Origin of the sequence: Enterobacter huaxiensis (genome assembly GCF_003594935.2) — a bacterium.
Classification (GTDB): domain Bacteria; phylum Pseudomonadota; class Gammaproteobacteria; order Enterobacterales; family Enterobacteriaceae; genus Enterobacter; species Enterobacter huaxiensis.
Genome location: NZ_CP043342.1, coordinates 4,693,162 through 4,718,348, shown reverse-complemented (window position 1 = coordinate 4,718,348; position 25,187 = coordinate 4,693,162). Strand labels below are relative to the sequence as shown.

At 56.1% G+C, this 25,187-nt stretch carries 18 protein-coding genes, 4 tRNA genes and 3 rRNA genes; 18 read left to right on the top strand and 7 right to left on the bottom strand.

Annotation, left to right across the window (positions count from 1 at the left end; translation table 11 throughout):
• The first annotated feature begins 64 nt into the window (after window positions 1-64).
• The 9 genes from btuB (at window position 65) to D5067_RS22440 (ending at window position 8,437) form a co-directional block, all read left to right on the top strand.
• A complete protein-coding gene (gene btuB, locus D5067_RS22480; protein ID WP_119938164.1) occupies window positions 65-1,912 on the top strand; it encodes a TonB-dependent vitamin B12 receptor BtuB in 1,848 nt (615 codons plus the stop codon).
• Window positions 1,857-2,738, top strand: coding sequence for a glutamate racemase (murI, locus tag D5067_RS22475; RefSeq protein WP_119938165.1), 882 nt, complete (start codon window positions 1,857-1,859; stop codon window positions 2,736-2,738). Before btuB ends, murI begins: the two co-directional genes overlap by 56 nt.
• A 351-nt stretch (window positions 2,739-3,089) precedes the next feature.
• A 16S ribosomal RNA gene (locus D5067_RS22470) occupies window positions 3,090-4,629 on the top strand.
• Between the two features lie 70 nt (window positions 4,630-4,699).
• Window positions 4,700-4,776: transfer RNA gene (locus D5067_RS22465), tRNA-Ile, on the top strand.
• A gap of 46 nt (window positions 4,777-4,822) precedes the next feature.
• A tRNA-Ala gene (locus tag D5067_RS22460) sits at window positions 4,823-4,898 on the top strand.
• A gap of 183 nt (window positions 4,899-5,081) precedes the next feature.
• Window positions 5,082-7,987, top strand: a 23S ribosomal RNA gene (locus tag D5067_RS22455).
• A 73-nt stretch (window positions 7,988-8,060) separates the two neighbouring features.
• Window positions 8,061-8,176, top strand: a 5S ribosomal RNA gene (rrf, locus tag D5067_RS22450).
• Together the 16S, 23S and 5S rRNA genes with 4 tRNA genes alongside form the textbook arrangement of a ribosomal RNA operon.
• 55 nt (window positions 8,177-8,231) lie before the next feature.
• A tRNA-Asp gene (locus D5067_RS22445) sits at window positions 8,232-8,308 on the top strand.
• 53 nt (window positions 8,309-8,361) lie between these two features.
• Window positions 8,362-8,437 (top strand) — tRNA-Trp (locus D5067_RS22440).
• A 100-nt stretch (window positions 8,438-8,537) separates the two neighbouring features.
• Here the strand turns inward: D5067_RS22440 and hdfR are convergent.
• Window positions 8,538-9,359 carry an HTH-type transcriptional regulator HdfR gene (gene hdfR / locus D5067_RS22435; protein ID WP_119938167.1) on the bottom strand — a complete coding sequence of 274 codons (822 nt, stop codon included), beginning with the start codon at window positions 9,357-9,359 and terminating at the stop codon, window positions 8,538-8,540.
• Window positions 9,360-9,477: 118 nt separating this feature from the next.
• On the opposite strand from hdfR, the gene D5067_RS22430 reads away from it, so the two are divergent.
• Window positions 9,478-9,816, top strand: a complete 339-nt coding sequence (locus tag D5067_RS22430; protein ID WP_119938168.1) for a MaoP family protein — start codon at window positions 9,478-9,480, stop codon at window positions 9,814-9,816.
• A 30-nt stretch (window positions 9,817-9,846) separates the two neighbouring features.
• Here the strand turns inward: D5067_RS22430 and D5067_RS22425 are convergent, their stop codons facing one another.
• A complete protein-coding gene (locus tag D5067_RS22425) occupies window positions 9,847-11,367 on the bottom strand; it encodes a YifB family Mg chelatase-like AAA ATPase (protein WP_119938169.1) in 1,521 nt (506 codons plus the stop codon).
• Window positions 11,368-11,709: 342 nt separating this feature from the next.
• Here D5067_RS22425 and ilvL point away from each other — a divergent pair, with 342 nt between their 5' ends.
• The 7 genes from ilvL (at window position 11,710) to ilvA (ending at window position 18,260) form a co-directional block, all read left to right on the top strand.
• Window positions 11,710-11,808, top strand: a complete 99-nt coding sequence (gene ilvL, locus D5067_RS22420; RefSeq protein WP_001311244.1) for an ilv operon leader peptide — start codon at window positions 11,710-11,712, stop codon at window positions 11,806-11,808.
• 86 nt (window positions 11,809-11,894) lie between these two features.
• Window positions 11,895-11,945, top strand: a complete 51-nt coding sequence (gene ilvX / locus D5067_RS24180) for a peptide IlvX (protein WP_210433812.1) — start codon at window positions 11,895-11,897, stop codon at window positions 11,943-11,945.
• Between the two features lie 2 nt (window positions 11,946-11,947).
• Window positions 11,948-13,594, top strand: a complete 1,647-nt coding sequence (ilvG, locus tag D5067_RS22415; protein WP_119938170.1) for an acetolactate synthase 2 catalytic subunit — start codon at window positions 11,948-11,950, stop codon at window positions 13,592-13,594.
• Complete coding sequence (gene ilvM, locus D5067_RS22410) at window positions 13,591-13,854, top strand: acetolactate synthase 2 small subunit (RefSeq protein ID WP_119938171.1); 264 nt, start codon at window positions 13,591-13,593, stop codon at window positions 13,852-13,854. Before ilvG ends, ilvM begins: the two co-directional genes overlap by 4 nt.
• 18 nt (window positions 13,855-13,872) lie before the next feature.
• Window positions 13,873-14,802, top strand: coding sequence for a branched-chain-amino-acid transaminase (gene ilvE / locus D5067_RS22405; RefSeq protein ID WP_023326297.1), 930 nt, complete (start codon window positions 13,873-13,875; stop codon window positions 14,800-14,802).
• Between the two features lie 60 nt (window positions 14,803-14,862).
• Entirely contained in the window at window positions 14,863-16,713 is a 1,851-nt protein-coding gene (gene ilvD / locus D5067_RS22400) for a dihydroxy-acid dehydratase (protein ID WP_119938172.1), read from the top strand.
• Window positions 16,714-16,715: 2 nt separating this feature from the next.
• Complete coding sequence (ilvA, locus tag D5067_RS22395) at window positions 16,716-18,260, top strand: threonine ammonia-lyase, biosynthetic (protein ID WP_119938248.1); 1,545 nt, start codon at window positions 16,716-16,718, stop codon at window positions 18,258-18,260.
• A gap of 45 nt (window positions 18,261-18,305) precedes the next feature.
• On the opposite strand, the gene ilvY is transcribed toward ilvA, so the two are convergent.
• Window positions 18,306-19,196, bottom strand: a complete 891-nt coding sequence (ilvY, locus tag D5067_RS22390; protein ID WP_006179210.1) for an HTH-type transcriptional activator IlvY — start codon at window positions 19,194-19,196, stop codon at window positions 18,306-18,308.
• A 150-nt stretch (window positions 19,197-19,346) separates the two neighbouring features.
• On the opposite strand from ilvY, the gene ilvC reads away from it, so the two are divergent.
• Entirely contained in the window at window positions 19,347-20,822 is a 1,476-nt protein-coding gene (ilvC, locus tag D5067_RS22385; protein WP_119938173.1) for a ketol-acid reductoisomerase, read from the top strand.
• Between the two features lie 37 nt (window positions 20,823-20,859).
• Here the strand turns inward: ilvC and trmL are convergent, their stop codons facing one another.
• From trmL to lldP, 4 genes are all read right to left on the bottom strand, one after another.
• Window positions 20,860-21,333 (bottom strand): tRNA (uridine(34)/cytosine(34)/5-carboxymethylaminomethyluridine(34)-2'-O)-methyltransferase TrmL, encoded by a 474-nt coding sequence (gene trmL, locus D5067_RS22380; protein WP_119938174.1) that lies wholly within the window; start codon window positions 21,331-21,333, stop codon window positions 20,860-20,862.
• Window positions 21,334-21,410: 77 nt separating this feature from the next.
• Window positions 21,411-22,598, bottom strand: coding sequence for an FMN-dependent L-lactate dehydrogenase LldD (gene lldD, locus D5067_RS22375; protein ID WP_119938175.1), 1,188 nt, complete (start codon window positions 22,596-22,598; stop codon window positions 21,411-21,413).
• Window positions 22,595-23,368 (bottom strand): transcriptional regulator LldR, encoded by a 774-nt coding sequence (lldR, locus tag D5067_RS22370; RefSeq protein ID WP_119938176.1) that lies wholly within the window; start codon window positions 23,366-23,368, stop codon window positions 22,595-22,597. Before lldR ends, lldD begins: the two co-directional genes overlap by 4 nt.
• On the bottom strand, window positions 23,365-25,020 hold the full coding sequence (gene lldP / locus D5067_RS22365; protein WP_119938177.1) for an L-lactate permease: 1,656 nt from the start codon (window positions 25,018-25,020) through the stop codon (window positions 23,365-23,367). The genes lldR and lldP overlap by 4 nt, the downstream gene beginning before the upstream one ends.
• Between the last annotated feature and the right edge of the window lie 167 nt (window positions 25,021-25,187).

The following is a 25,187-nucleotide window of genomic DNA, read 5'->3' as shown; positions in this document are numbered from 1 at the left end:
TTTCATCATCGCGTGCTATAGATGGGGCCTGCGGCATCCTTCTTATATTGTGGATGCTTTAACAATGATTAAAAAAGTATCGCTGTTGACGGCGCTGTCCGTCACGGCATTTTCGGGCTGGGCGCAGGAAAGTGCCGACTCGTTGGTGGTGACGGCAAATCGTTTTGAACAACCTGAAAAATCTGTTCTGGCTGCAACCTCGGTTGTAACGCGTGAAGATATTGATCGCTGGCAATCCACGACCGTTATCGATGTTATGCGCCGCTTACCCGGCGTGGATACGGCGCAAAATGGCGGGATGGGGCAACTCTCTTCTCTCTTTATACGTGGCACCAACTCCAGCCATGTCCTGATTCTCGTCGATGGTATTCGTCTCAACCAGGCGGGTGTCACGGGATCGTCAGATCTCAGCCAGTTTCCGATCTCCCTGGTACAGCGAATCGAATACATTCGTGGACCACGTTCTGCTGTGTATGGCTCGGACGCGATTGGCGGCGTGGTGAACATTATCACTACGCGAGAAAAAGACGGTACAACGCTGAACGCGGGTGTTGGTTCGCACGGTTATCAAAATTATGGTGGCAGCACGCAGCAAACATTAGGCGACAGCACGCGCGTGACGCTGGCGGGTGATTACACCTATACCAAAGGTTTTGATGTGGTCGCGGACGGCAATAACGGTGGGCTTGCTCAGACCGATCGCGACGGTTATATGAATAAAACGATATACGGCGCGCTGGAACATACATTCTCTGAGCAGTGGAGTGGCTTTGTGCGCGGTTATGGCTACAGCAACCGTACCGCTTATGACGGATATTACAGCGCATTTACACCTGATGTATTAGTTGATACCCGCCAGTTGTATAGTCAGACATGGGATGCCGGGTTGCGCTTTAACGAGGACATCTTCCATTCACAGTTGCTCTCCAGCTACAGCCACAGCAAAGACTTTAACTACGATCCGCATCTGGGGCGCTATGACTCCACGGCGACGCTGGATGAAATCAAACAGTACAACGTTCAGTGGATCAACTCCGTTGACGTCGGGCACGGCAACATTGGCGCGGGTGTCGACTGGCAGAAACAGAGCACTGAGCCCAACACAAACTATGTCACGAATGGCTACGACTTACGTAACACGGGCATCTATCTGACCGGGTTGCAAAAATTAGGCGACTTTACCCTCGAAGGTGCAGCCCGTAGCGACGATAACTCTCAGTTTGGTCGCCATGGTACCTGGCAGAGCAGTGCCGCCTGGGAATTCATTGAGGGTTATCGGTTCATCGCCTCTTATGGCACGGCATATAAAGCGCCTAATTTAGGGCAGCTTTACGGCTTTTATGGCAACGACCATCTTGATCCTGAAGAAAGCAAGCAGTGGGAAGGTGCGTTCGAGGGGCTTACGGCTGGTGTGAGCTGGCGTGTTTCAGCTTACCGCAACGATGTCGATAATCTTATCGACTTCAATAACAACCTTCAGGAATATTACAACGTCGGTAAAGCGCGCATCAAAGGTGTAGAAGCCACGGCGTCATTTGACACTGGCCCGCTGATGCATACCGTCGGATATGACTATGTTGATGCGCGTAATGCGACGACCAACGAACTTCTCGATCGTCGTGCTAAGCAGCAGGTGAAGTACCAGCTCGATACCCAGATCTATGATCTCGACTGGAGCCTGACTTACCATTACCTGGGAACGCGTTACGATACCAACTTCGGAACCTACCCGTATCAAAAGGTTAAAATGGGCGGTGTAAGCCTCTGGGATGCCGCAGTTTCATATCCTGTCACCTCTCACCTGACAGTTCGTGGTAAAATAGCCAACCTGTTCGATAAAGATTACGAGACAGTTTATGGCTACCAAACTGCAGGACGGGAATACACCTTGTCTGGCAGCTACACCTTCTAATCCGCGTCCCACCGTGCTGGTGTTTGATTCTGGCGTCGGTGGGCTTTCGGTCTATGATGAGATTCGGCACCTTCTGCCGGATCTCCATTACATCTACGCCTTCGATAACGTTGCTTTCCCCTATGGAGAGAAGAGTGAGGCGTTTATCGTTGAGCGTGTGGTGGACATCGTCACCGCGGTACAAGAGCGCTATCCCCTGGCGTTGGCGGTTATTGCCTGCAATACGGCGAGCACGGTCTCCCTTCCTGCTTTACGTGAAAAATTTCCGTTCCCGGTTGTGGGCGTTGTGCCTGCGATTAAACCTGCAGCACGCCTTACGGCGAATGGCATCGTCGGCTTGCTGGCCACGCGTGGTACGGTTAAACGTCCTTATACCCGCGAGCTGATTGACCGCTTTGCCAACGAATGCCAGATCGCAATGCTGGGTTCGGCAGAGCTGGTAGAGATGGCGGAAGCCAAGCTGCACGGAGAGGCGGTATCGCTTGAAGAGCTGCGTCGCATTCTTCGTCCCTGGCTGCGTATGCCGGAGCCGCCGGATACGGTGGTACTGGGCTGCACCCATTTCCCTCTTTTACAGGAAGAGTTGTTAGAGGTTCTCCCGGAAGGAACACGACTGGTGGATTCTGGTGCTGCTATTGCCCGTCGCACGGCCTGGCTACTTGAACATGAAGCGCCGGACGCAAAATCCTCTGACGCGAATATTGCTTTCTGTATGGCAATAACAAAAGAAACTGAGCAACTTTTACCCGTTTTACATCGTTATGGATTTGAAACGCTCGAAAAACTGGCGATCCAGACCGGTTTTGAGCAAAAAAGAGACGGTTAAACGTTTTTTTTAAAAGAGGGGTTGTCAACGTCTGAGAACTCCCTATAATGCGCCTCCACTGACACGGAACAACGGCTTACAGGCCGCCGGGTTAGCGGGGTTCAGCGATGAACGCCGACAGAGAAAAGCGAAAATAATTGCTTGACTCTGAATGAGGAAAACGTATTATACGGGACCTCGCAACGGTGAGCGAAAGCCGCGTTGCACTGCTCTTTAACAATTTATCAGACAATCTGTGTGGGCACTCAAAGTGACATGGATTCTTAATGTCTTCGGACAATAAATGAATACCAAGTCTCTGAGTGAACATACGTAATTCATTACGAAGTTTAATTCACGAGCATCAAACTTAAATTGAAGAGTTTGATCATGGCTCAGATTGAACGCTGGCGGCAGGCCTAACACATGCAAGTCGAGCGGTAGCACAGGGAGCTTGCTCCTGGGTGACGAGCGGCGGACGGGTGAGTAATGTCTGGGAAACTGCCTGATGGAGGGGGATAACTACTGGAAACGGTAGCTAATACCGCATAACGTCGCAAGACCAAAGAGGGGGACCTTCGGGCCTCTTGCCATCAGATGTGCCCAGATGGGATTAGCTAGTAGGTGGGGTAACGGCTCACCTAGGCGACGATCCCTAGCTGGTCTGAGAGGATGACCAGCCACACTGGAACTGAGACACGGTCCAGACTCCTACGGGAGGCAGCAGTGGGGAATATTGCACAATGGGCGCAAGCCTGATGCAGCCATGCCGCGTGTATGAAGAAGGCCTTCGGGTTGTAAAGTACTTTCAGCGGGGAGGAAGGCGATAAGGTTAATAACCTTGTCGATTGACGTTACCCGCAGAAGAAGCACCGGCTAACTCCGTGCCAGCAGCCGCGGTAATACGGAGGGTGCAAGCGTTAATCGGAATTACTGGGCGTAAAGCGCACGCAGGCGGTCTGTCAAGTCGGATGTGAAATCCCCGGGCTCAACCTGGGAACTGCATTCGAAACTGGCAGGCTAGAGTCTTGTAGAGGGGGGTAGAATTCCAGGTGTAGCGGTGAAATGCGTAGAGATCTGGAGGAATACCGGTGGCGAAGGCGGCCCCCTGGACAAAGACTGACGCTCAGGTGCGAAAGCGTGGGGAGCAAACAGGATTAGATACCCTGGTAGTCCACGCCGTAAACGATGTCGACTTGGAGGTTGTTCCCTTGAGGAGTGGCTTCCGGAGCTAACGCGTTAAGTCGACCGCCTGGGGAGTACGGCCGCAAGGTTAAAACTCAAATGAATTGACGGGGGCCCGCACAAGCGGTGGAGCATGTGGTTTAATTCGATGCAACGCGAAGAACCTTACCTACTCTTGACATCCAGAGAACTTAGCAGAGATGCTTTGGTGCCTTCGGGAACTCTGAGACAGGTGCTGCATGGCTGTCGTCAGCTCGTGTTGTGAAATGTTGGGTTAAGTCCCGCAACGAGCGCAACCCTTATCCTTTGTTGCCAGCGGTTCGGCCGGGAACTCAAAGGAGACTGCCAGTGATAAACTGGAGGAAGGTGGGGATGACGTCAAGTCATCATGGCCCTTACGAGTAGGGCTACACACGTGCTACAATGGCGCATACAAAGAGAAGCGACCTCGCGAGAGCAAGCGGACCTCATAAAGTGCGTCGTAGTCCGGATTGGAGTCTGCAACTCGACTCCATGAAGTCGGAATCGCTAGTAATCGTAGATCAGAATGCTACGGTGAATACGTTCCCGGGCCTTGTACACACCGCCCGTCACACCATGGGAGTGGGTTGCAAAAGAAGTAGGTAGCTTAACCTTCGGGAGGGCGCTTACCACTTTGTGATTCATGACTGGGGTGAAGTCGTAACAAGGTAACCGTAGGGGAACCTGCGGTTGGATCACCTCCTTACCTTAAAGAACCTGCCTTTGTAGTGTCCACACAGATTGTCTGATGAAAAAATAGCAGTAAAAATCTCTGCAGGCTTGTAGCTCAGGTGGTTAGAGCGCACCCCTGATAAGGGTGAGGTCGGTGGTTCAAGTCCACTCAGGCCTACCAAACTCCTTTTAAAGGATGAGCGGTACAGAGATTAGCATTTTGCGATGGGGTTATAGCTCAGCTGGGAGAGCGCCTGCCTTGCACGCAGGAGGTCTGCGGTTCGATCCCGCATAGCTCCACCATCCTTTTACTGCGAAATACAAGAAAACTTCAGAGTGAACCTGAAAAGGTGCACTGCGAAGTTTTGCTCTTTAAAAATCTGGATCAAGCTGAAAATTGAAACGACACACCTTTAAGGGTGTGTTCGAGTCTCTCAAATTTTCGCAAGTCGATGATGTGTCGAAAGAGACATCTTCGGGTTGTGAGGTTAAGCGACTAAGCGTACACGGTGGATGCCCTGGCAGTCAGAGGCGATGAAGGACGTGCTAATCTGCGATAAGCGCCGGCGAGGTGATATGAACCTTTGACCCGGCGATTTCCGAATGGGGAAACCCAGTGTGTTCCGACACACTATCGTTAAGTGAATACATAGCTTAACGAAGCGAACCGGGGGAACTGAAACATCTAAGTACCCCGAGGAAAAGAAATCAACCGAGATTCCCCCAGTAGCGGCGAGCGAACGGGGAGCAGCCCAGAGTCTGAATCAGCTTGTGTGTTAGTGGAAGCGTCTGGAAAGTCGCACGGTACAGGGTGATAGTCCCGTACACGAAAGCACACATGCTGTGAACTCGAAGAGTAGGGCGGGACACGTGGTATCCTGTCTGAATATGGGGGGACCATCCTCCAAGGCTAAATACTCCTGACTGACCGATAGTGAACCAGTACCGTGAGGGAAAGGCGAAAAGAACCCCGGCGAGGGGAGTGAAAAAGAACCTGAAACCGTGTACGTACAAGCAGTGGGAGCCTACTTGTTAGGTGACTGCGTACCTTTTGTATAATGGGTCAGCGACTTATATTCTGTAGCAAGGTTAACCGTATAGGGGAGCCGAAGGGAAACCGAGTCTTAACTGGGCGTTAAGTTGCAGGGTATAGACCCGAAACCCGGTGATCTAGCCATGGGCAGGTTGAAGGTTGGGTAACACTAACTGGAGGACCGAACCGACTAATGTTGAAAAATTAGCGGATGACTTGTGGCTGGGGGTGAAAGGCCAATCAAACCGGGAGATAGCTGGTTCTCCCCGAAAGCTATTTAGGTAGCGCCTCGTGAACTCATCTTCGGGGGTAGAGCACTGTTTCGGCTAGGGGGCCATCCCGGCTTACCAACCCGATGCAAACTACGAATACCGAAGAATGTTATCACGGGAGACACACGGCGGGTGCTAACGTCCGTCGTGAAGAGGGAAACAACCCAGACCGCCAGCTAAGGTCCCAAAGTCATGGTTAAGTGGGAAACGATGTGGGAAGGCACAGACAGCCAGGATGTTGGCTTAGAAGCAGCCATCATTTAAAGAAAGCGTAATAGCTCACTGGTCGAGTCGGCCTGCGCGGAAGATGTAACGGGGCTAAACCATGCACCGAAGCTGCGGCAGCGACGCTTATGCGTTGTTGGGTAGGGGAGCGTTCTGTAAGCCGTTGAAGGTGTCCTGTGAGGGGTGCTGGAGGTATCAGAAGTGCGAATGCTGACATAAGTAACGATAATGCGGGTGAAAAGCCCGCACGCCGGAAGACCAAGGGTTCCTGTCCAACGTTAATCGGGGCAGGGTGAGTCGACCCCTAAGGCGAGGCCGAAAGGCGTAGTCGATGGGAAACAGGTTAATATTCCTGTACTTGGTGTTACTGCGAAGGGGGGACGGAGAAGGCTATGTTAGCCGGGCGACGGTTGTCCCGGTTTAAGCATGTAGGCGGGAAGTTTAGGTAAATCCGGACTTCTTTTAACGCTGAGGTGTGATGACGAGGCACTACGGTGCTGAAGTAACAAATGCCCTGCTTCCAGGAAAAGCCTCTAAGCATCAGGTAACACAAAATCGTACCCCAAACCGACACAGGTGGTCAGGTAGAGAATACCAAGGCGCTTGAGAGAACTCGGGTGAAGGAACTAGGCAAAATGGTGCCGTAACTTCGGGAGAAGGCACGCTGATGTGTAGGTGAAGTCCCTGCGGATGGAGCTGAAATCAGTCGAAGATACCAGCTGGCTGCAACTGTTTATTAAAAACACAGCACTGTGCAAACACGAAAGTGGACGTATACGGTGTGACGCCTGCCCGGTGCCGGAAGGTTAATTGATGGGGTTAGCGGCAACGCGAAGCTCTTGATCGAAGCCCCGGTAAACGGCGGCCGTAACTATAACGGTCCTAAGGTAGCGAAATTCCTTGTCGGGTAAGTTCCGACCTGCACGAATGGCGTAATGATGGCCAGGCTGTCTCCACCCGAGACTCAGTGAAATTGAACTCGCTGTGAAGATGCAGTGTACCCGCGGCAAGACGGAAAGACCCCGTGAACCTTTACTATAGCTTGACACTGAACACTGGTCCTTGATGTGTAGGATAGGTGGGAGGCTTTGAAGCGTGGACGCCAGTCTGCGTGGAGCCAACCTTGAAATACCACCCTTTAATGGCTGGTGTTCTAACGTAGACCCGTGATCCGGGTTGCGGACAGTGTCTGGTGGGTAGTTTGACTGGGGCGGTCTCCTCCCAAAGAGTAACGGAGGAGCACGAAGGTTAGCTAATCCTGGTCGGACATCAGGAGGTTAGTGCAATGGCATAAGCTAGCTTGACTGCGAGAGTGACGGCTCGAGCAGGTGCGAAAGCAGGTCATAGTGATCCGGTGGTTCTGAATGGAAGGGCCATCGCTCAACGGATAAAAGGTACTCCGGGGATAACAGGCTGATACCGCCCAAGAGTTCATATCGACGGCGGTGTTTGGCACCTCGATGTCGGCTCATCACATCCTGGGGCTGAAGTAGGTCCCAAGGGTATGGCTGTTCGCCATTTAAAGTGGTACGCGAGCTGGGTTTAGAACGTCGTGAGACAGTTCGGTCCCTATCTGCCGTGGGCGCTGGAGAATTGAGGGGGGCTGCTCCTAGTACGAGAGGACCGGAGTGGACGCATCACTGGTGTTCGGGTTGTCATGCCAATGGCATTGCCCGGTAGCTAAATGCGGAAAAGATAAGTGCTGAAAGCATCTAAGCACGAAACTTGCCCCGAGATGAGTTCTCCCTGACCCTTTAAGGGTCCTGAAGGAACGTTGAAGACTACGACGTTGATAGGTCGGGTGTGTAAGCGCAGCGATGCGTTGAGCTAACCGATACTAATGAACCGTGAGGCTTAACCTTACAACGCCGAAGCTGTTTCGGCGACGAGAGACAGACAATCAATTTCAGCCTGATACAGATTTAACAGAATTTGCCTGGCGGCTTTAGCGCGGTGGTCCCACCTGACCCCATGCCGAACTCAGAAGTGAAACGCCGTAGCGCCGATGGTAGTGTGGGGTCTCCCCATGTGAGAGTAGGGAACTGCCAGGCATCAAATTAAGTAGTAAGCCGGTGCATTAATCCGGTGGTTACAGAAGTCTTCGGTGGAGCGGTAGTTCAGTCGGTTAGAATACCTGCCTGTCACGCAGGGGGTCGCGGGTTCGAGTCCCGTCCGTTCCGCCACTTATTAAGACATTAAGCCTGCCTTCTGGGCAGGCTTAATGGCAAGAAGATTTAGGGGCGTAGCTCAGTTGGTAGAGCACCGGTCTCCAAAACCGGGTGTCGCGAGTTCGAGTCTCTCCGCCCCTGCCATATATAATCCTTTGCTTCGGCAAAGGATTTTTTTTTGCCTAAAAATGGCATAGCGCCCCCTCTTAAGGAGACGCAGCCTGCATCCTTGCAGGCTTTTGCATCAATCCATAATGTTGATTTTCAACAGATCTTTAATCTGTGATTGCTTGTCACTGTTTTGCAGCCAAATAGCATACAGCGGCCTTGAGAGGGTCGTGGAATCGGTGACGGTATGCAGCCCCGCCTTATTATCCGCCCAGCGAGTCGGTAACCAGGTGCAGCCTTTCAGTAACGCTAGCTGCTGACAGGCGATTTCCGCCGAACTCGTCGTCAACTGCGGGACATCATCGCTGGCAATTAACCCTGCCTCATGTTGCTGGAAATCGGGTCCCCACTCCAGACGAAGATAGTTGAGGTCAGCCTTCATTAGCGAAGGCTCGGAAGCATAAAGTGCAAGACCGAACTGGCCCACAATCTGGCTGCTAAATTCATCCATCTTGGGGGCTTCTGTCGTGATAAGAAGATCCAGCTGACGTTCATGAAGTTGCTTAACCAGCGACTGACGTTGCGCAATTCTGGCCTCAAACTGCAGGTGATTATGCGAGCGATATAGTCGGGTAAGCCACTGGCTGAGCATGCATTCCCATAGCGATGCGCTGGCACCAATAGAAAATTCATTATGCCTTGAGGTATGTGCCACCTCTTTGCGCGCGGCCTGCCAGGTGCTCATCAATGTCTCCGCATACGGGAGAAGTTTTTCACCTGCAGGCGTAAGGCGAATATTGTTGCGGTGGCGAGTAAAAAGGTTCACACCCAGTTGATTTTCCAGCTGTCGAATACGAAAACTGACGGCTGACTGCGTCAGGTAAAGGGCTTCAGCTGCTCGCCCAAAGTGGCGTGTTCTGCTCACTTCAAGGAAAGTTTTTAGCAATTCCGTATCCACATCTTTCTCCGCAAAATTATTTGTCGTTATGATTTAAATGTTTTGTTTTACACTCTGTCAAGCGTAACTAATACTCCGCGCCATAAATAGCTCGGCCAAAGAATTAGGAGCGTGCAGGATGGCGGAAAGCTTTACGACGACTAATCGTTTTTTCGACAATAAACATTATCCGCGCGGGTTCTCTCGTCACGGCGATTTCACCATCAAAGAAGCTCAGCTGCTTGAGCGCCATGGTTATGCCTTTAACGAGCTGGATCTGGGTAAACGTGAACCTTCAACCGAAGACGAAAAGCAGTTTGTCTCTGTTTGCCGCGGTGAGCGTGAGCCGGAGTCTGAAGCAGAACGTGTGTGGATCAAGTACATGGCACGCATTAAGCGTCCAAAGCGCTTCCATACGCTGTCTGGCGGTAAGCCGCAGATGGAAGGTGCAGAAGACTACACCGAGTCTGACGACTAAGATGATGAGAAGGGGCTACGGCCCCTTTTTTTATCCCAGCAGTTTTTGCAGATGCAGTAGCAAACGATCGATAGCCCGATAGCTTAAAGCTTCCTGCAGATGCTTCCTCTCAATATCATCACACCCCTCCACGTCAGCAAGGGTTCTTGCCACCTTCAATAAGCGTTGCCATGCACGTATGGAAAGACCAAACCGCGTCAACGTCTCTTCCAGCCAGACAGCATCCTCCGTATTGAGAGAACAGAACTGACGTATCCCCGCGTTATCCAGCCGTGCATTAAGCCTGTTTTGGCGAGCAAACTGCCGCACCTGGGCAGCCATCACGCGTTCGCGTACGTTTGCCGAACATTCGCCTTTGCTGCTCGTCTGCCTGAGCAAACCGGGCGGTGGCAGAGGGATCTCCAGTGATAAATCGAAACGGTCGAGGAACGGGCCTGATAGCTTCCCCAGATACCGCAGCGTCTGTTCTGTCGTACAGCGATTATGATTGCCCTGATAGTGGCCGGTAGGGCTGGGGTTCATCGCTGCGACGAGCTGAAACTGGGCGGGATAGCTAATTTTGGCTCGCGTGCGTGAGATATGGATTTCACCGGATTCAATGGGCTCTCGCAGCGCATCCAACACGCGACGCTCAAATTCTGGCAATTCATCGAGAAACAGGATCCCGTTATGCGCCAGCGAAATCTCACCCGGGCCAGGAATTGACCCTCCACCGACCATCGCAGTGAGTGAAGCACTATGGTGCGGGGAGCGAAAAGGGCGACGCCGCCACTGTTTATGCAGGGACGTTGAACTGATAAGACTGTATATGGCCGCGCTTTCCAGTGCTTCCTGATTATTGAGCGGGGGAAGCAAACCGCTCAGCCTGCTCGCCAGCATGGTTTTACCCGTGCCGGGTGGGCCAATCAGTAAAAGGTTGTGCCCGCCCGCGGCCGTCACCTCTAACGCACGCTTACCTTGCTCCTGCCCCATAATCTCGCTGAGATCCTCCTTTGCATCAGGGAAGACCACGTCGCTCTCCTCCGGTTCGGACAGTTCGTGCCGGCCCTCCAGATACGCGCAAACCTCTTGTAAATGCCCAGCGATGAGACACCCCTTCTCCGCGATAAGACTCACTTCTGACGCATTTTCATTGGCAACAATGATTTGCCGCCCTGCGCGTATGGCTTCCAGCGCCCCGGAGATGGCGCCGGGAACGCCTCTTAGCGAGCCCGTGAGCGCCAGTTCACCAATGAACTCATACGAGCCTAACCTGGTCGTCTTAAGCTGCTCAGAGGCTGCGAGAAGCGCTATAGCGATAGGTAAATCATATCGCCCTCCCTCTTTGGGAAGATCGGCAGGTGCAAGGTTGATGGTGATCTTTTTCGCCGGAAAGGCATAACCGCTATTTATAATCGCACTGCGAACCCGATCCCTGGCCTCTTTAACCGTTGTTTCAGGTAACCCGACCAGCGTGAGTCCCGGCAGCCCATTGCTCAAATGGACCTCCACGGAAATAAGCGGCGCCTTCACTCCCAGGGCCGCTCGCGTAAAAACAACTGACAGTGACATAAACACTACCTCCTGGCGTGACTATCCCAGCAGCGTTCTTACCTTTTAACTGCGATTTCGTTACTTTAAGACGCGTATTCCTGACTTTTTGCTACACGTTCAGAATGTTACATCCTGGTGGAACTTGCGTCGCAAAAAGAGAACGTCCCTCGTTTTGACGAGTGATGAGAAGTAGAAAAAATGAAAAATCTTCATTTTCTTTTTTTGTTATATAAAACAACGATTTTTGGAAATATGATTCGCTGGCTAACCAAAGCAGCCATAAATAAATCTTGTGTTAGATTCAAAAACTGTGATACCTCTTTAGGTATTCCTTCGAACAAGATGCAAAAAGAACTGAAAATGACAGCCCTTCTACGAGTGATTAGCCTGGTCGTGATTAGCGTGGTGGTGATTATTATCCCACCGTGCGGGGCTGCACTTGGACGAGGAAAGGCTTAAGAATCAAGCCTTAACGAACTAAGACCCCCGCACCGAAAGGTCCGGGGGTTTTTTTATGACTAAAAAACTTAAGCGAGGAGCAGAGAATGACAACTAGCACAAAATTCTGTTTCTTACGATTTATGACGGGGAACTAACTATGAATGGTGCACAGTGGGTAGTACATGCGTTGCGCGCACAGGGAGTCGAGACAGTCTTCGGTTATCCGGGTGGCGCAATTATGCCGATTTACGATGCATTGTATGACGGCGGCGTGGAACACCTGTTGTGCCGACACGAGCAGGGCGCAGCGATGGCGGCAATTGGCTATGCACGCGCCACGGGTAACACGGGTGTCTGCATGGCTACCTCTGGTCCTGGCGCAACCAACCTGATCACCGGCCTGGCTGACGCCCTGCTCGATTCCGTTCCCGTTGTCGCCATCACCGGCCAGGTAGCTTCACCCTTCATCGGCACCGATGCCTTCCAGGAAGTAGATGTGCTCGGGTTGTCGCTGGCCTGCACCAAACACAGTTTCCTCGTTCAGTCTCTGGAAGAACTGCCGCGCGTGATGGCAGAAGCGTTTGAAGTCGCGAGTTCAGGCCGCCCCGGGCCGGTGCTGGTTGATATTCCTAAGGATATCCAGGTTGCCCTCGGCGATCTGGAGCCACACTTCTCTACCGTTGAAAGCGACAACGCGGTTCCCCATGCGGAAATCGAAGAGGCTCGCCTGATGCTGGCGCAGGCGAAACAGCCGATGCTGTACGTCGGCGGTGGCGTCGGCATGGCGCAGGCCGTTCCCGCGCTGCGTACATTTATCGCAACAACGCAGATGCCGGCCACCTGCACGCTGAAAGGTCTGGGCGCAGTAGAAGCTGACTACCCGTACTACCTGGGCATGCTGGGGATGCACGGCACTAAAGCGGCAAACCTGGCGGTGCAGGAGTGCGATTTGCTCATCGCCGTCGGTGCCCGTTTTGACGACCGCGTCACCGGCAAGCTGAACACCTTTGCGCCGAACGCTAAAGTCATCCATATGGATATCGACCCGGCGGAGATGAACAAGCTGCGTCAGGCACACGTCGCGCTGCAGGGCGATCTCAATGCGCTGTTACCGGCGCTGCAGCAGCCGCTGGACATTGACGCGTGGCGTCAGCACGCCGCGGATATGCGCACTGAACACGCCTGGCGTTACGACCATCCTGGTGAGGCCATCTACGCGCCGCTGCTGCTGAAGCAGCTGTCCGACCGTAAACCAGCCGACAGTGTGGTAACGACGGATGTGGGCCAGCATCAGATGTGGTCCGCGCAGCACATGACCTACACCCGCCCGGAAAACTTCATCACCTCCAGCGGCCTTGGCACCATGGGCTTCGGTCTGCCAGCAGCCGTTGGCGCGCAGGTCGCCCGCCCGAACGATACCGTTATCTGTATCTCCGGTGACGGCTCCTTCATGATGAACGTTCAGGAGCTCGGCACCGTTAAGCGTAAGCAGTTACCGCTGAAAATCGTGCTGCTCGATAACCAGCGTTTGGGCATGGTTCGCCAGTGGCAGCAGCTCTTCTTCCAGGAGCGCTACAGCGAAACGACACTGACCGATAACCCCGATTTCCTCACCCTGGCCAGCGCCTTTGGCATCCCTGGCCAGCACATCACCCGCAAAGACCAGGTTGAAGCGGCGCTCGATACCATGCTGAACAGCGATGGACCATACCTGCTGCATGTCTCAATCGACGAACTTGAGAACGTCTGGCCGTTGGTACCGCCCGGTGCCAGTAACTCACAAATGATGGAGAAATTATCATGATGCAGCATCAGGTCGCCGTACAGGCTCGCTTTAACCCGGAAACCTTAGAACGCGTTTTGCGCGTGGTGCGCCATCGTGGTTTTCAGATTTGCTCTATGAATATGGAGACGGCCACTGACGCCCAGAACATCAGTATCGAATTAACCGTTGCCAGCCCGCGGTCGGTCGACTTACTGTTTAGTCAATTATCAAAGCTGGTAGACGTTGCCCATGTTGCCATCTGCCAGAGCACAACCACATCACAACCAATCCGCGCTTGAGCGTGACAGGACGAAAAAATGACGACAAAAAAAGCTGATTACATTTGGTTCAACGGTGAGATGGTTCGCTGGGAGGACGCGAAGGTCCACGTGATGTCCCACGCGCTGCACTACGGTACCTCCGTGTTTGAAGGCATCCGCTGCTACGATTCTCACAAAGGGCCAGTGGTGTTCCGCCATCGCGAACACATGCAGCGTCTGCATGACTCAGCCAAAATTTATCGTTTCCCGGTTTCCCAGAGCGTTGACGAGCTGATGGAAGCCTGCCGCGACGTGATCCGTAAGAACAACCTGACCAGCGCCTACATTCGTCCGCTGGTCTTCGTGGGCGACGTGGGCATGGGCGTGAACCCGCCAGCCGGATATAACACCGATGTGATCATTGCTGCGTTCCCGTGGGGCGCCTACCTGGGCGCTGAAGCGCTGGAGCAGGGGATCGATGCAATGGTTTCTTCCTGGAACCGCGTTGCGCCAAACACCATTCCGACCGCCGCGAAAGCGGGCGGTAACTATCTTTCCTCGCTGCTGGTTGGCAGCGAAGCGCGCCGCCACGGCTATCAGGAAGGTATCGCGCTGGACGTGAATGGCTATATCTCCGAAGGCGCGGGCGAAAACCTGTTTGAAGTAAAAGACGGCATTCTGTTCACCCCTCCGTTCACCTCTTCCGCGCTGCCGGGCATTACCCGCGACGCCATCATCAAGCTGGCGAAAGACCTCGGTATCGAAGTGCGCGAGCAGGTGCTGTCCCGTGAATCTCTGTACCTGGCCGATGAAGTGTTCATGTCCGGTACCGCGGCTGAAATCACGCCGGTGCGCAGCGTAGACGGTATCCAGGTGGGCGAAGGCCGCTGTGGCCCGGTCACCAAACGCATTCAGCAAGCCTTCTTTGGCCTCTTCACCGGCGAAACAGAAGATAAATACGGCTGGTTAGATCAGGTTAATCACTAAGCATAAATTTGGGACGGCACGCACCGTCCCATTAAATAGTCAGACGGGAGTAAATAAAGCATGCCTAAGTATCGTTCAGCCACCACCACCCACGGCCGTAATATGGCGGGTGCCCGCGCGCTGTGGCGCGCCACCGGGATGACCGACGCCGATTTCGGCAAGCCGATTATCGCCGTAGTGAACTCCTTCACCCAGTTCGTACCGGGCCACGTGCACCTGCGCGATCTCGGTAAGCTGGTTGCCGAGCAAATCGAAGCCTCCGGCGGCGTGGCGAAAGAGTTCAACACCATTGCGGTGGATGACGGTATCGCGATGGGGCACGGGGGCATGCTCTATTCACTGCCGTCGCGCGAGCTGATTGCGGATTCAGTGGAGTACATGGTTAACGCCCACTGCGCCGATGCGATGGTCTGCATCTCCAACTGCGACAAAATCACCCCGGGGATGCTGATGGCCTCCCTGCGCCTGAACATCCCGGTGATCTTCGTCTCCGGCGGCCCTATGGAAGCGGGGAAAACCAAGCTCTCCGACAAAATCATCAAGCTTGACCTGGTTGATGCGATGATTCAGGGCGCGGACCCTAAAGTCTCTGACGAGCAGAGCGACCAGGTGGAACGCTCCGCGTGCCCGACCTGCGGCTCCTGTTCCGGGATGTTCACGGCGAACTCCATGAACTGCCTGACCGAAGCGCTGGGCCTGTCTCAGCCGGGCAACGGTTCGCTGCTGGCGACCCACGCCGACCGTAAGCAGCTGTTCCTCAACGCCGGTAAGCGCATCGTTGAGCTGACCAAGCGCTACTACGAGCAGGACGACGCCAGCGCGCTGCCGCGCAACATCGCCAGTAAAGCCGCGTTTGAGAACGCCATGACGCTGGATATCGCCATGGGCGGTTCCACCAATACCGTTCTGCACCTGCTGGCCGCGGCACAGGAAGCGGAAATTGATTTCACCATGACGGATATCGACCAGCTGTCCCGCAAAGTGCCGCAGCTGTGTAAGGTTGCACCAAGCACCCCTAAATATCATATGGAAGACGTTCACCGTGCCGGTGGCGTGCTGGGGATCCTGGGCGAGCTGGATCGTGCCGGACTGTTGAACCGTGACGTAAAAAATATTCTCGGCCTGACGTTGCCGCAAACGCTGGATCAGTACGATGTAATGCTCACCAACGATGAGTCAGTGAAAAGCATGTTCCGCGCCGGCCCTGCGGGCATTCGCACCACACAGGCGTTCTCGCAGGACTGCCGCTGGGACACCCTAGACGACGATCGCGCTGAAGGCTGTATCCGCTCGCTGGAGCACGCCTACAGCAAAGACGGCGGCCTGGCCGTGCTGTACGGTAACTTCGCGGAAAACGGCTGCATCGTGAAAACCGCGGGCGTGGACGACAGCATCCTGAAATTCACCGGCCCGGCAAAAGTGTACGAAAGCCAGGACGATGCCGTTGAAGCCATCCTCGGCGGCAAAGTGGTGGCGGGTGATGTGGTCGTTATTCGCTACGAAGGGCCGAAAGGCGGTCCAGGCATGCAGGAGATGCTCTACCCAACTACCTTCCTGAAATCCATGGGCCTCGGTAAAGCCTGTGCGCTGATCACCGACGGGCGTTTCTCCGGCGGAACCTCCGGCCTCTCTATCGGCCACGTGTCGCCGGAAGCGGCAAGCGGCGGCAACATCGCGATCATCGAAGATGGCGACCTGATCGAAATCGATATTCCGAATCGCGGCATCCAGCTGAAGCTGAGCGACCAGGAAATTGCGGCCCGTCGCGAAGCGCAGGATGCACGCGGCGACAAAGCCTGGACGCCGAAAGATCGCCAGCGTGAAGTCTCCTTCGCCCTGCGCGCGTACGCGACCCTTGCCACCAGTGCGGATAAAGGCGCGGTGCGCGATAAATCTAAACTTGGGGGCTAATGATGGCCGAGTCACAACCCTTATCCGCCGCCCCCGAGGGGGCGGAATATCTCAGAGCGGTGCTACGCGCGCCGGTCTATGAAGCCGTGCAGGTCACCCCCCTGCAGAAAATGGAAAAACTTTCGTCGCGCCTCGACAACGTGATTCTGGTGAAGCGCGAAGACCGTCAGCCGGTGCACAGCTTCAAGCTGCGCGGCGCCTACGCGATGATGGCCGGGCTGACCGATGAGCAGAAAGCGCGCGGCGTCATTACCGCCTCGGCGGGCAACCACGCGCAGGGCGTGGCGTTCTCGTCTGCCCGCTTAGGGCTGAAGGCGCTGATCGTGATGCCCGTCGCCACGGCGGATATCAAAGTCGACGCGGTGCGCGGTTTTGGCGGCGAAGTACTGCTCCACGGCGCTAACTTTGACGAAGCAAAAGCCAAAGCGATTGAGCTGGCGCAGCAGCAGGGTTTCACTTGGGTGCCGCCGTTCGATCACCCGATGGTGATTGCCGGGCAGGGCACGCTGGCGCTTGAGCTGCTGCAGCAGGATGCCCACCTGGACCGCGTGTTTGTGCCGGTCGGCGGCGGCGGCCTGGCTGCGGGCGTCGCGGTGCTGATCAAACAGCTGATGCCGCAGATTAAAGTGATTGCCGTTGAAGCGGAAGACTCCGCCTGCCTGAAGGCGGCGCTGGATGCCGGTCATCCGGTGGACCTGCCGCGCGTCGGGCTGTTTGCCGAAGGCGTGGCGGTGAAACGCATCGGGGATGAAACCTTCCGCCTGTGCCAGGAGTATCTCGACGACATCATCACCGTCGACAGCGACGCCATCTGCGCGGCGATGAAAGATCTGTTCGAGGATGTGCGCGCGGTGGCGGAGCCGTCCGGCGCGCTGGCGCTGGCGGGCATGAAAAAATACGTCGCGCAGCACAACATTCGCGGCGAGCGGCTGGCGCACGTGCTGTCTGGTGCGAACGTGAACTTCCACGGTCTGCGCTACGTTTCCGAGCGCTGCGAGCTGGGCGAACAGCGTGAAGCGCTGCTGGCGGTGACTATCCCGGAAGAGAAGGGCAGCTTCCTGAAGTTCTGCCAGCTGCTGGGCGGACGTTCGGTAACGGAGTTCAACTACCGCTTTGCCGATGCCAAAGACGCCTGCATTTTTGTTGGCGTGCGCCTGAGCCGCGGCGTAGAAGAACGTAAAGAGATCCTCCACCTGCTCCATGAGGGTGGCTACAGCGTGGTCGATCTCTCTGACGATGAAATGGCGAAGCTGCACGTGCGCTATATGGTCGGCGGGCGTCCGTCGAAGCCGCTAAAGGAGCGACTGTTCAGCTTCGAGTTCCCGGAATCGCCGGGCGCGCTGCTCAAGTTCCTGCATACTCTTGGAACACACTGGAACATTTCCCTGTTCCACTACCGCAGCCACGGCACCGACTACGGCCGCGTGCTGGCGGCGTTCGAGCTGGGCGAGCACGAGCCGGATTTCGAAACGCGGCTGAACGAGCTGGGCTATGAGTGTCACGACGAAACCCACAACCCGGCGTTCAGGTTCTTCCTGGCGGGCTAAGGGTTGAGCTGCGTGTAGGCCGGGTAAGCGCAGCGCCACCCGGCTTTAGTGGTTCGGCAAAATCTTCCAGAACGCATCAATAAGCGGCTCATGCAGCCGCTTTTTTTGTGCGCAAACGCCAAGCTCAAACGGCGTTTTCTCGTCGCTACGCTCTAAAATCATCACGCGGTTGCGCACCGGCTCCGGGCTGTTCTCCAGCACCACTTCCGGCAGGAGCGCCACGCCGCAGCCCAGCGCCACCATCGACACCATCGCCTCATGGCCGCCGACCGTTGCATAAATCGACGGGTTGCTGATCTTCTGACGGCGGAACCACAGCTCAATGCGGCGGCGAACCGGCCCCTGATCGGCCATGATAAACGGTACCGTAGACCAGTCCGGTTTCTCCACCGACACCTGATTACGCACCGGGCAGGGCAGCGCAGGGGCAATCAGCACCACCGCCAGATTTTCCAGCATTGAGAATGCCACCGCCCCCGGCAGGGTTTCGGGCTTTCCGGCAATGGCGAGATCGGCTTCACCCGTAACGACTTTCTCCATGGCGTCCGCAGCGTCGCCGGTGGTGAGTTTAATTTCAACCGACGGATGCTCCGCGCGAAAGCGATCGAGGATGGGCGGCAGATGGCTATAGGCCGCGGTCACGGAGCAAAAAATATGGAGCTCGCCGGAAAGCGACGGCCCCTGCTGGTCAATGGTGTGCCGCAGCTGCTGGTACTGTAGCAAGGTCTGCTGGGCAAAGACGCGCAGTTCTTCCCCGGCTTCGGTGAGGGTGACGGTGCGGTTATCGCGCACAAAAAGGGGCTGGCCGAGGTCTTCCTCAAGGCGCTGGATCTGGCGCGAAAGCGTGGAGGGGCTGACGTGCATCGCCCGGGCGCTGCGGCCAAAGTGACGGCTTTCCGCCAGGTGCAGGAACATTTTCAGGTCGCGTAAATCCACGGAGTCCACTCCCTTTTTTTTCATTGCATAAATTGCAACGTGACGTTGTGAATATATCAATTTCCGCAATAAATTTCCTGTCATATAGTAAGTTCATTCTCGCATAAGCGAACCGAACAATAAGACGCACAACATCACGAGGTATCACCCATGGCTAACTACTTTAATACACTGAACTTGCGCCAGCAGCTGGCGCAGCTGGGCAAATGCCGCTTTATGGGCCGCGATGAATTTGCCGATGGCGCGAGCTACCTTCAGGGTAAAAAAGTGGTCATCGTCGGCTGTGGCGCGCAGGGTCTGAACCAGGGCCTGAACATGCGTGACTCCGGTCTGGATATCTCCTATGCCCTGCGTAAAGAAGCGATCGCTGAGAAGCGCGCTTCCTGGCGTAAAGCGACAGAAAACGGCTTCAAAGTCGGCACCTACGAAGAACTGATCCCGCAGGCGGATCTGGTGGTTAACCTGACGCCGGACAAGCAGCACTCAGACGTTGTGCGTGCGGTTCAGCCGATGATGAAAGACGGTGCGGCGCTGGGTTACTCCCACGGCTTCAACATCGTTGAAGTGGGCGAGCAGATCCGTAAAGACATCACCGTTGTGATGGTGGCGCCGAAGTGCCCGGGCACGGAAGTGCGTGAAGAGTACAAACGCGGTTTCGGCGTTCCGACGCTGATCGCAGTTCACCCGGAAAACGATCCGAAAGGCGAAGGCATGGCGATTGCCAAAGCCTGGGCAGCAGCGACCGGCGGCCACCGTGCGGGCGTTCTGGAATCTTCCTTCGTTGCCGAAGTGAAATCTGACCTGATGGGGGAGCAGACTATCCTCTGCGGTATGCTGCAGGCCGGTTCTCTGCTGTGCTTCGACAAGCTGGTGGAAGAAGGTACTGACCCGGCATACGCTGAAAAACTGATTCAGTTCGGCTGGGAAACCATCACCGAAGCGCTGAAGCAGGGCGGCATCACGCTGATGATGGACCGTCTGTCCAACCCGGCAAAACTGCGTGCGTTCGCGCTGTCCGAACAGCTGAAAACCATCATGGCGCCGCTGTTCCAGAAACACATGGACGACATCATCTCCGGTGAGTTCTCCTCCGGCATGATGGCGGACTGGGCAAACGACGATAAAAACCTGCTGACCTGGCGCGAAGAGACCGGTAAAACCGCGTTCGAAACCGCAGCCCAGTTCGACGGCAAAATCAGCGAGCAGGAGTACTTCGATAAGGGCGTGCTGATGATCGCCATGGTGAAAGCGGGCGTAGAGCTGGCGTTCGAAACCATGGTGGATTCCGGCATCATCGAAGAGTCTGCTTACTACGAATCACTGCACGAGCTGCCGCTGATCGCGAACACCATCGCCCGTAAGCGCCTGTATGAAATGAACGTGGTTATCTCTGATACCGCCGAGTACGGTAACTACCTGTTCTCTTACGCCTGCGTACCGCTGCTGAAAGAGTTCATGACCACCCTGCAGGCGGGCGATCTGGGCAAAGCGATTGCAGAAGGTGCGGTAGACAACGCGCAGCTGCGCGACGTAAACGAAGCGATTCGCAGCCATGAGATCGAGAAAGTGGGCCAGAAACTGCGCGGCTACATGACCGACATGAAGCGTATCGCGGTAGCAGGCTAAACCGACGAATCGGGTGGCGAAAGCCACCCGAACTGTTTCAGCTACGCAGTATCGCGCCGGGGTATCCCAGCTGGCGCCACGCCTCATACACCACCACCGACACCGCATTCGACAGGTTCATGCTGCGGCTGTCCGGCATCATCGGAATACGAATTTTTTGTTCGGCCGGCAGGGCATCAAGAATGGTGGCCGGCAGGCCGCGCGTTTCCGGGCCAAACATCAGATAATCCCCGTCCTGATAGCTTACGGCGCTGTGTGCCGGCGTGCCTTTGGTGGTCAGGGCGAACATGCGCTGCGGCTTTTCGGCGTCCAGAAACGCGGCGTAATCGCGATGGCGAACAACGGCGGTAAATTCATGGTAATCCAGCCCCGCGCGGCGCAGGCGTTTGTCGTCCCACGCAAAGCCCATCGGCTCGATGATGTGCAGACGAAACCCGGTGTTGGCGCACAGGCGGATGATGTTGCCGGTATTGGGTGGAATTTCTGGTTCGAATAAAACGATGTTAAGCATGCTGCCCCCTTAATTGCGGGGGCAGAATAGCATCACCACTCCCCTTTGGGGAGAGGGCCAGGTCAGGGGATCAGACCTTAAGCAGCGTCGCCCTGCGACAGCGGTGCCAGCGCCGCAGGCAGTTTACTCAGCTCCTGCACCAGCGAATCCTTGCTTATTTCGCTAATCGTCTTCGCCCCGGTCAGCGTCATCGCCACCTTCATCTCTTTCTCGATCAGGTTCAGCAGGTTTGCCACGCCCGCCTGACCGCTGGTGGCCAGCGCGTACAGGTACGCACGACCCAGCAGCACGCTGTCCGCGCCCAGGGCAATCATGCGCACCACGTCCAGCCCGTTGCGAATGCCGCTGTCGGCCAGGATGGCAATATCGCCTTTCACCGCATCGGCGATGGCCGGCAGCGCGCGGGCAGAAGAGAGCACGCCGTCGAGCTGGCGTCCGCCGTGGTTAGAGACGACGATCCCGTCCGCGCCGAAGCGCACCGCGTCGCGGGCATCTTCCGGGTCGAGGATCCCTTTGATCACCATCGGGCCGTCCCAGAATTCGCGGATCCACTCCAGGTCTTTCCACGAGATCGACGGATCGAAGTTGTTCGCCAGCCAGCCGATGTAATCTTCCAGCCCGGTTGGTTTACCGAGATAGGTCGAGATATTTCCCAGGTCGTGCGGACGACCGTTCAGCCCCACATCCCACGCCCACTGCGGATGGGTGACGGCCTGCCAGTAGCGGCGCAGGGCGGCATTCTGGCCGCTCATGCCGGAGTGGGCATCACGGTAGCGCGCGCCCGGCGTTGGCATATCCACGGTAAAGACCAGCGTAGAGCAGCCTGCTGCTTTGGCCCGCTCCAGCGCGTTACGCATAAAGCCGCGATCGCGCAGGACGTACAGCTGGAACCACATCGGGCGCTTGATGGTCGGGGCGACCTCTTCAATCGGGCAGACGGACACGGTGGAAAGCGTAAACGGAATACCCTTGGCGTCCGCCGCGGCGGCGGCCTGCACTTCGCCACGGCGGGCGTACATGCCGCATAGGCCCACAGGCGCGAGCGCCACCGGCATGGAGAGCGTTTCGTTAAACAGCTTCGTCTCAAGGCTCAGGTCAGACATATTCTTCAGCACGCGCTGGCGCAGGGCCACCTCAGACAGATCTTCCACGTTGCGGCGCAGGGTATATTCGGCATACGCCCCGCCGTCGATGTAGTGGAACAGGAACGGCGGCAAAATGCGCTGCGCCGCGGCGCGATAGTCACTGGCTGCTGAAATAATCATGCTTTGTTCTCCCTGGAAATATCGTTGTCGCCAGGCAGACGGGTAATGCGCGCCTGTCGGGCCTGATCTTCATCGAATTGTTTAATGGTGGTGTGCACGAAGCCGAGATGCGCCATCATCGCTTTACGCGCGGCCTCGGCATCACCCGCCAGAATGGCGTTGAGCACCGCCTCGTGCTGTTCGGTTAGCTGAGCAAAAACCGGCGGGACCAGATACATGCGCTGGCGGCTCTGCTTCACGGAGGATTGCAGCAGGTCGAAGAAGCCGCGCATGGTTTGCAGCAGAACCACGTTGTGCGACGCCTCGGCAATCGCCAGATGAAACCGCACGTCCGCCTGGGAGGCGATGTCCGGGTCGCTGCTTTGCGTGGCTTCGAAGCAGGCTTTGAGCTTCTCTTTGTCGGCCTCGGTCGCTCGCATCGCCGCGTGCCACGCGGTGCTGGTTTCGATGGCATGGCGCGCTTCGAGGATGTCGAAGCTGTAGTCCGGGTCGTTCTCCATCAGCGTTTTCAGCGGCTGAACGATGTTTTGCTCGGACCAGTTATCATGCTGCCAGCGCACGAAAGTGCCGCCGCCGCGACGGCTCAGCAGCACCCCTTCGCTGACCAGCGTCGCCAGCGCCTCGCGCAGTGAATTGCGCGACACGCCAAGCCGGGCGGCAAGCTGGCGTTCGGCGGGCAATTTCATGCCCGCCTCCAGATGTTGTTCTTCAATCAGCGCCCGCACGCGAGTGGCAATCTCGTCGGACAGGCGTCTGGGCATCACTATCATGGAATCATCCAGGTTAAGACATAGGCCTGCAGCGTGGTGATCACTCCCACCATGCAGGTAAATATCAGGCTGTGTTTTACGGTAAAGCGGAACAGATCCGACTCTTTGCCCACCAGCCCCACCGCGGCGCAGGCAATGGCGATGGACTGCGGGGAGATCATCTTCCCGGTCACGCCGCCGGTGGTGTTCGCCGCGACAAGCAGGACGTCAGAAACGCCAATCTGCTGGGCCGCGGTTGCCTGCAGGGCGGCAAACAGGGCGTTTGATGAGGTATCGGAACCGGTCAGGAACACCCCCAGCCAGCCGAGGAACGGCGAGAAGAAGGTAAACGCGTGTCCGGTGTGCGCCAGCGCTAGCGCCAGCGTCGACGACAGGCCGGAGTAGTTCGAGATAAACGCGAACGCCAGCACCATGCCGATGGAGTAGATTGGCAGCAACAGCTCTTTAATCGTCGCCGCAAAGGTCTGCACCGCGGCGGCAGGCTTCATGCGCAGCCACACCACCGAAAGGATAGCGGCAAACAGGATGGCCGTACCGGTTGCTGAGAACCAGTCAAACTTGAACACCGCTGCATACGGGGTGGCGTCGTGAACCACCGGCGGCATACGGGCAACCATCTTGTCGAGGAACGGCACGGAGATGTTGATTACCATGTCGTACAGCGCGCCGCCCGGGGCGAAAAGGGCTTTGAACGGCGGTACGCTCCACAGCGTCACGGTGGCGGTCAGGAACAGGAACGGTGACCAGGCGCGAACGATTTGTCCTGCGGTATAGCCCGTGCGGGCCAGAGTCTGATCCACATGTGAGGCGCCCATATCGGCAAAGCGGAAGATGCGCACCGGCTGCCAGCGTTTCAGGAACAGCGTCAGGCACACCAGCGATACCAGGGAAGAGATGATGTCCGGCAGTTCCGGGCCGAGGAAGTTGGAGCTGAGATACTGGGCAATGGCGAACGAACCGCCCGCCACCATCACCGCAGGCCAGGTCTCCTTCACGCCGCGCCAGCCGTCCATAATCGCCATGATCCAGAACAGCACGATGATGGTCAGGAACGGCAGCTGGCGGCCCACCATCTGGCCGATCTCAAAGCTGTCCAGGCCCGTGACCTGTCCGGCTACCAGAATCGGAATACCCATTGCGCCGAACGCCACCGGCGCCGTATTCACAATCAGGCACAGGCCCGCGGCATACAGCGGGTTAAAGCCCAGCCCGACCAGCAGCGCGGCGGTGATCGCCACCGGCGCGCCGAAACCTGCCGCCCCTTCCAGGAACGCCCCGAAGGAGAAGCCGACGATCAGCATCTGCAGGCGCTGGTCCGGCGTGATGGAGAGAATCGACGAGCGAATAATGTCGAACTGCCCGGTTTTCACCGAGATTTTATAGACAAAGACGGCGGCGATGATAATCCACGCAATTGGCCACAGTCCGTAGAAGAAGCCATAGACGACGGAGGCCAGCGCGCGATCGACCGGCATTTTGTAGAAGAACAGGGCCACCATCAGGGCGATGGCAACGGTATACGTCGCGGCAAGGTAGCCCTTCAGCTTGAGCTTAATCAGCGCAAAGAAGAAGAACAGGATCGGAAGCGATGCGATCAGGCTCGACAGCCAGATATTCCCGGCCGGATCGTAGTTTTGTTGCCAGAGGCTCATGCAGGTCTCCTGGGGACCCTGCAGCCTGCGCGTCGGGTGAGTCTGCGCTCATCTCTGCGTCACAGTCTGCGTAAAAGTGGTCCTGCCAATAGTGTGATGTAGGGTTAATGACAATGAATGGTTAATCAAATGTTATGTACGAGCAATGATTTTGTGAGGGGTTCGAA

Bases quoted from the DNA above. Each gene is read 5' to 3' on its own strand.
- btuB (WP_119938164.1), top strand. From the start codon at position 65: ATGATTAAAAAAGTATCGCTGTTGACGGCGCTGTCCGTCACGGCATTT.
- murI (WP_119938165.1), top strand. From the start codon at position 1,857: ATGGCTACCAAACTGCAGGACGGGAATACACCTTGTCTGGCAGCTACA.
- D5067_RS22430 (WP_119938168.1), top strand. From the start codon at position 9,478: ATGGCGGAAAGCTTTACGACGACTAATCGTTTTTTCGACAATAAACAT.
- D5067_RS22425 (WP_119938169.1), bottom strand. From the start codon at position 11,367: ATGTCACTGTCAGTTGTTTTTACGCGAGCGGCCCTGGGAGTGAAGGCG.
- ilvL (WP_001311244.1), top strand. From the start codon at position 11,710: ATGACAGCCCTTCTACGAGTGATTAGCCTGGTCGTGATTAGCGTGGTG.
- ilvG (WP_119938170.1), top strand. From the start codon at position 11,948: ATGAATGGTGCACAGTGGGTAGTACATGCGTTGCGCGCACAGGGAGTC.
- ilvM (WP_119938171.1), top strand. From the start codon at position 13,591: ATGATGCAGCATCAGGTCGCCGTACAGGCTCGCTTTAACCCGGAAACC.
- ilvE (WP_023326297.1), top strand. From the start codon at position 13,873: ATGACGACAAAAAAAGCTGATTACATTTGGTTCAACGGTGAGATGGTT.
- ilvD (WP_119938172.1), top strand. From the start codon at position 14,863: ATGCCTAAGTATCGTTCAGCCACCACCACCCACGGCCGTAATATGGCG.
- ilvA (WP_119938248.1), top strand. From the start codon at position 16,716: ATGGCCGAGTCACAACCCTTATCCGCCGCCCCCGAGGGGGCGGAATAT.
- ilvC (WP_119938173.1), top strand. From the start codon at position 19,347: ATGGCTAACTACTTTAATACACTGAACTTGCGCCAGCAGCTGGCGCAG.
- trmL (WP_119938174.1), bottom strand. From the start codon at position 21,333: ATGCTTAACATCGTTTTATTCGAACCAGAAATTCCACCCAATACCGGC.
- lldD (WP_119938175.1), bottom strand. From the start codon at position 22,598: ATGATTATTTCAGCAGCCAGTGACTATCGCGCCGCGGCGCAGCGCATT.
- lldR (WP_119938176.1), bottom strand. From the start codon at position 23,368: ATGATAGTGATGCCCAGACGCCTGTCCGACGAGATTGCCACTCGCGTG.
- lldP (WP_119938177.1), bottom strand. From the start codon at position 25,020: ATGAGCCTCTGGCAACAAAACTACGATCCGGCCGGGAATATCTGGCTG.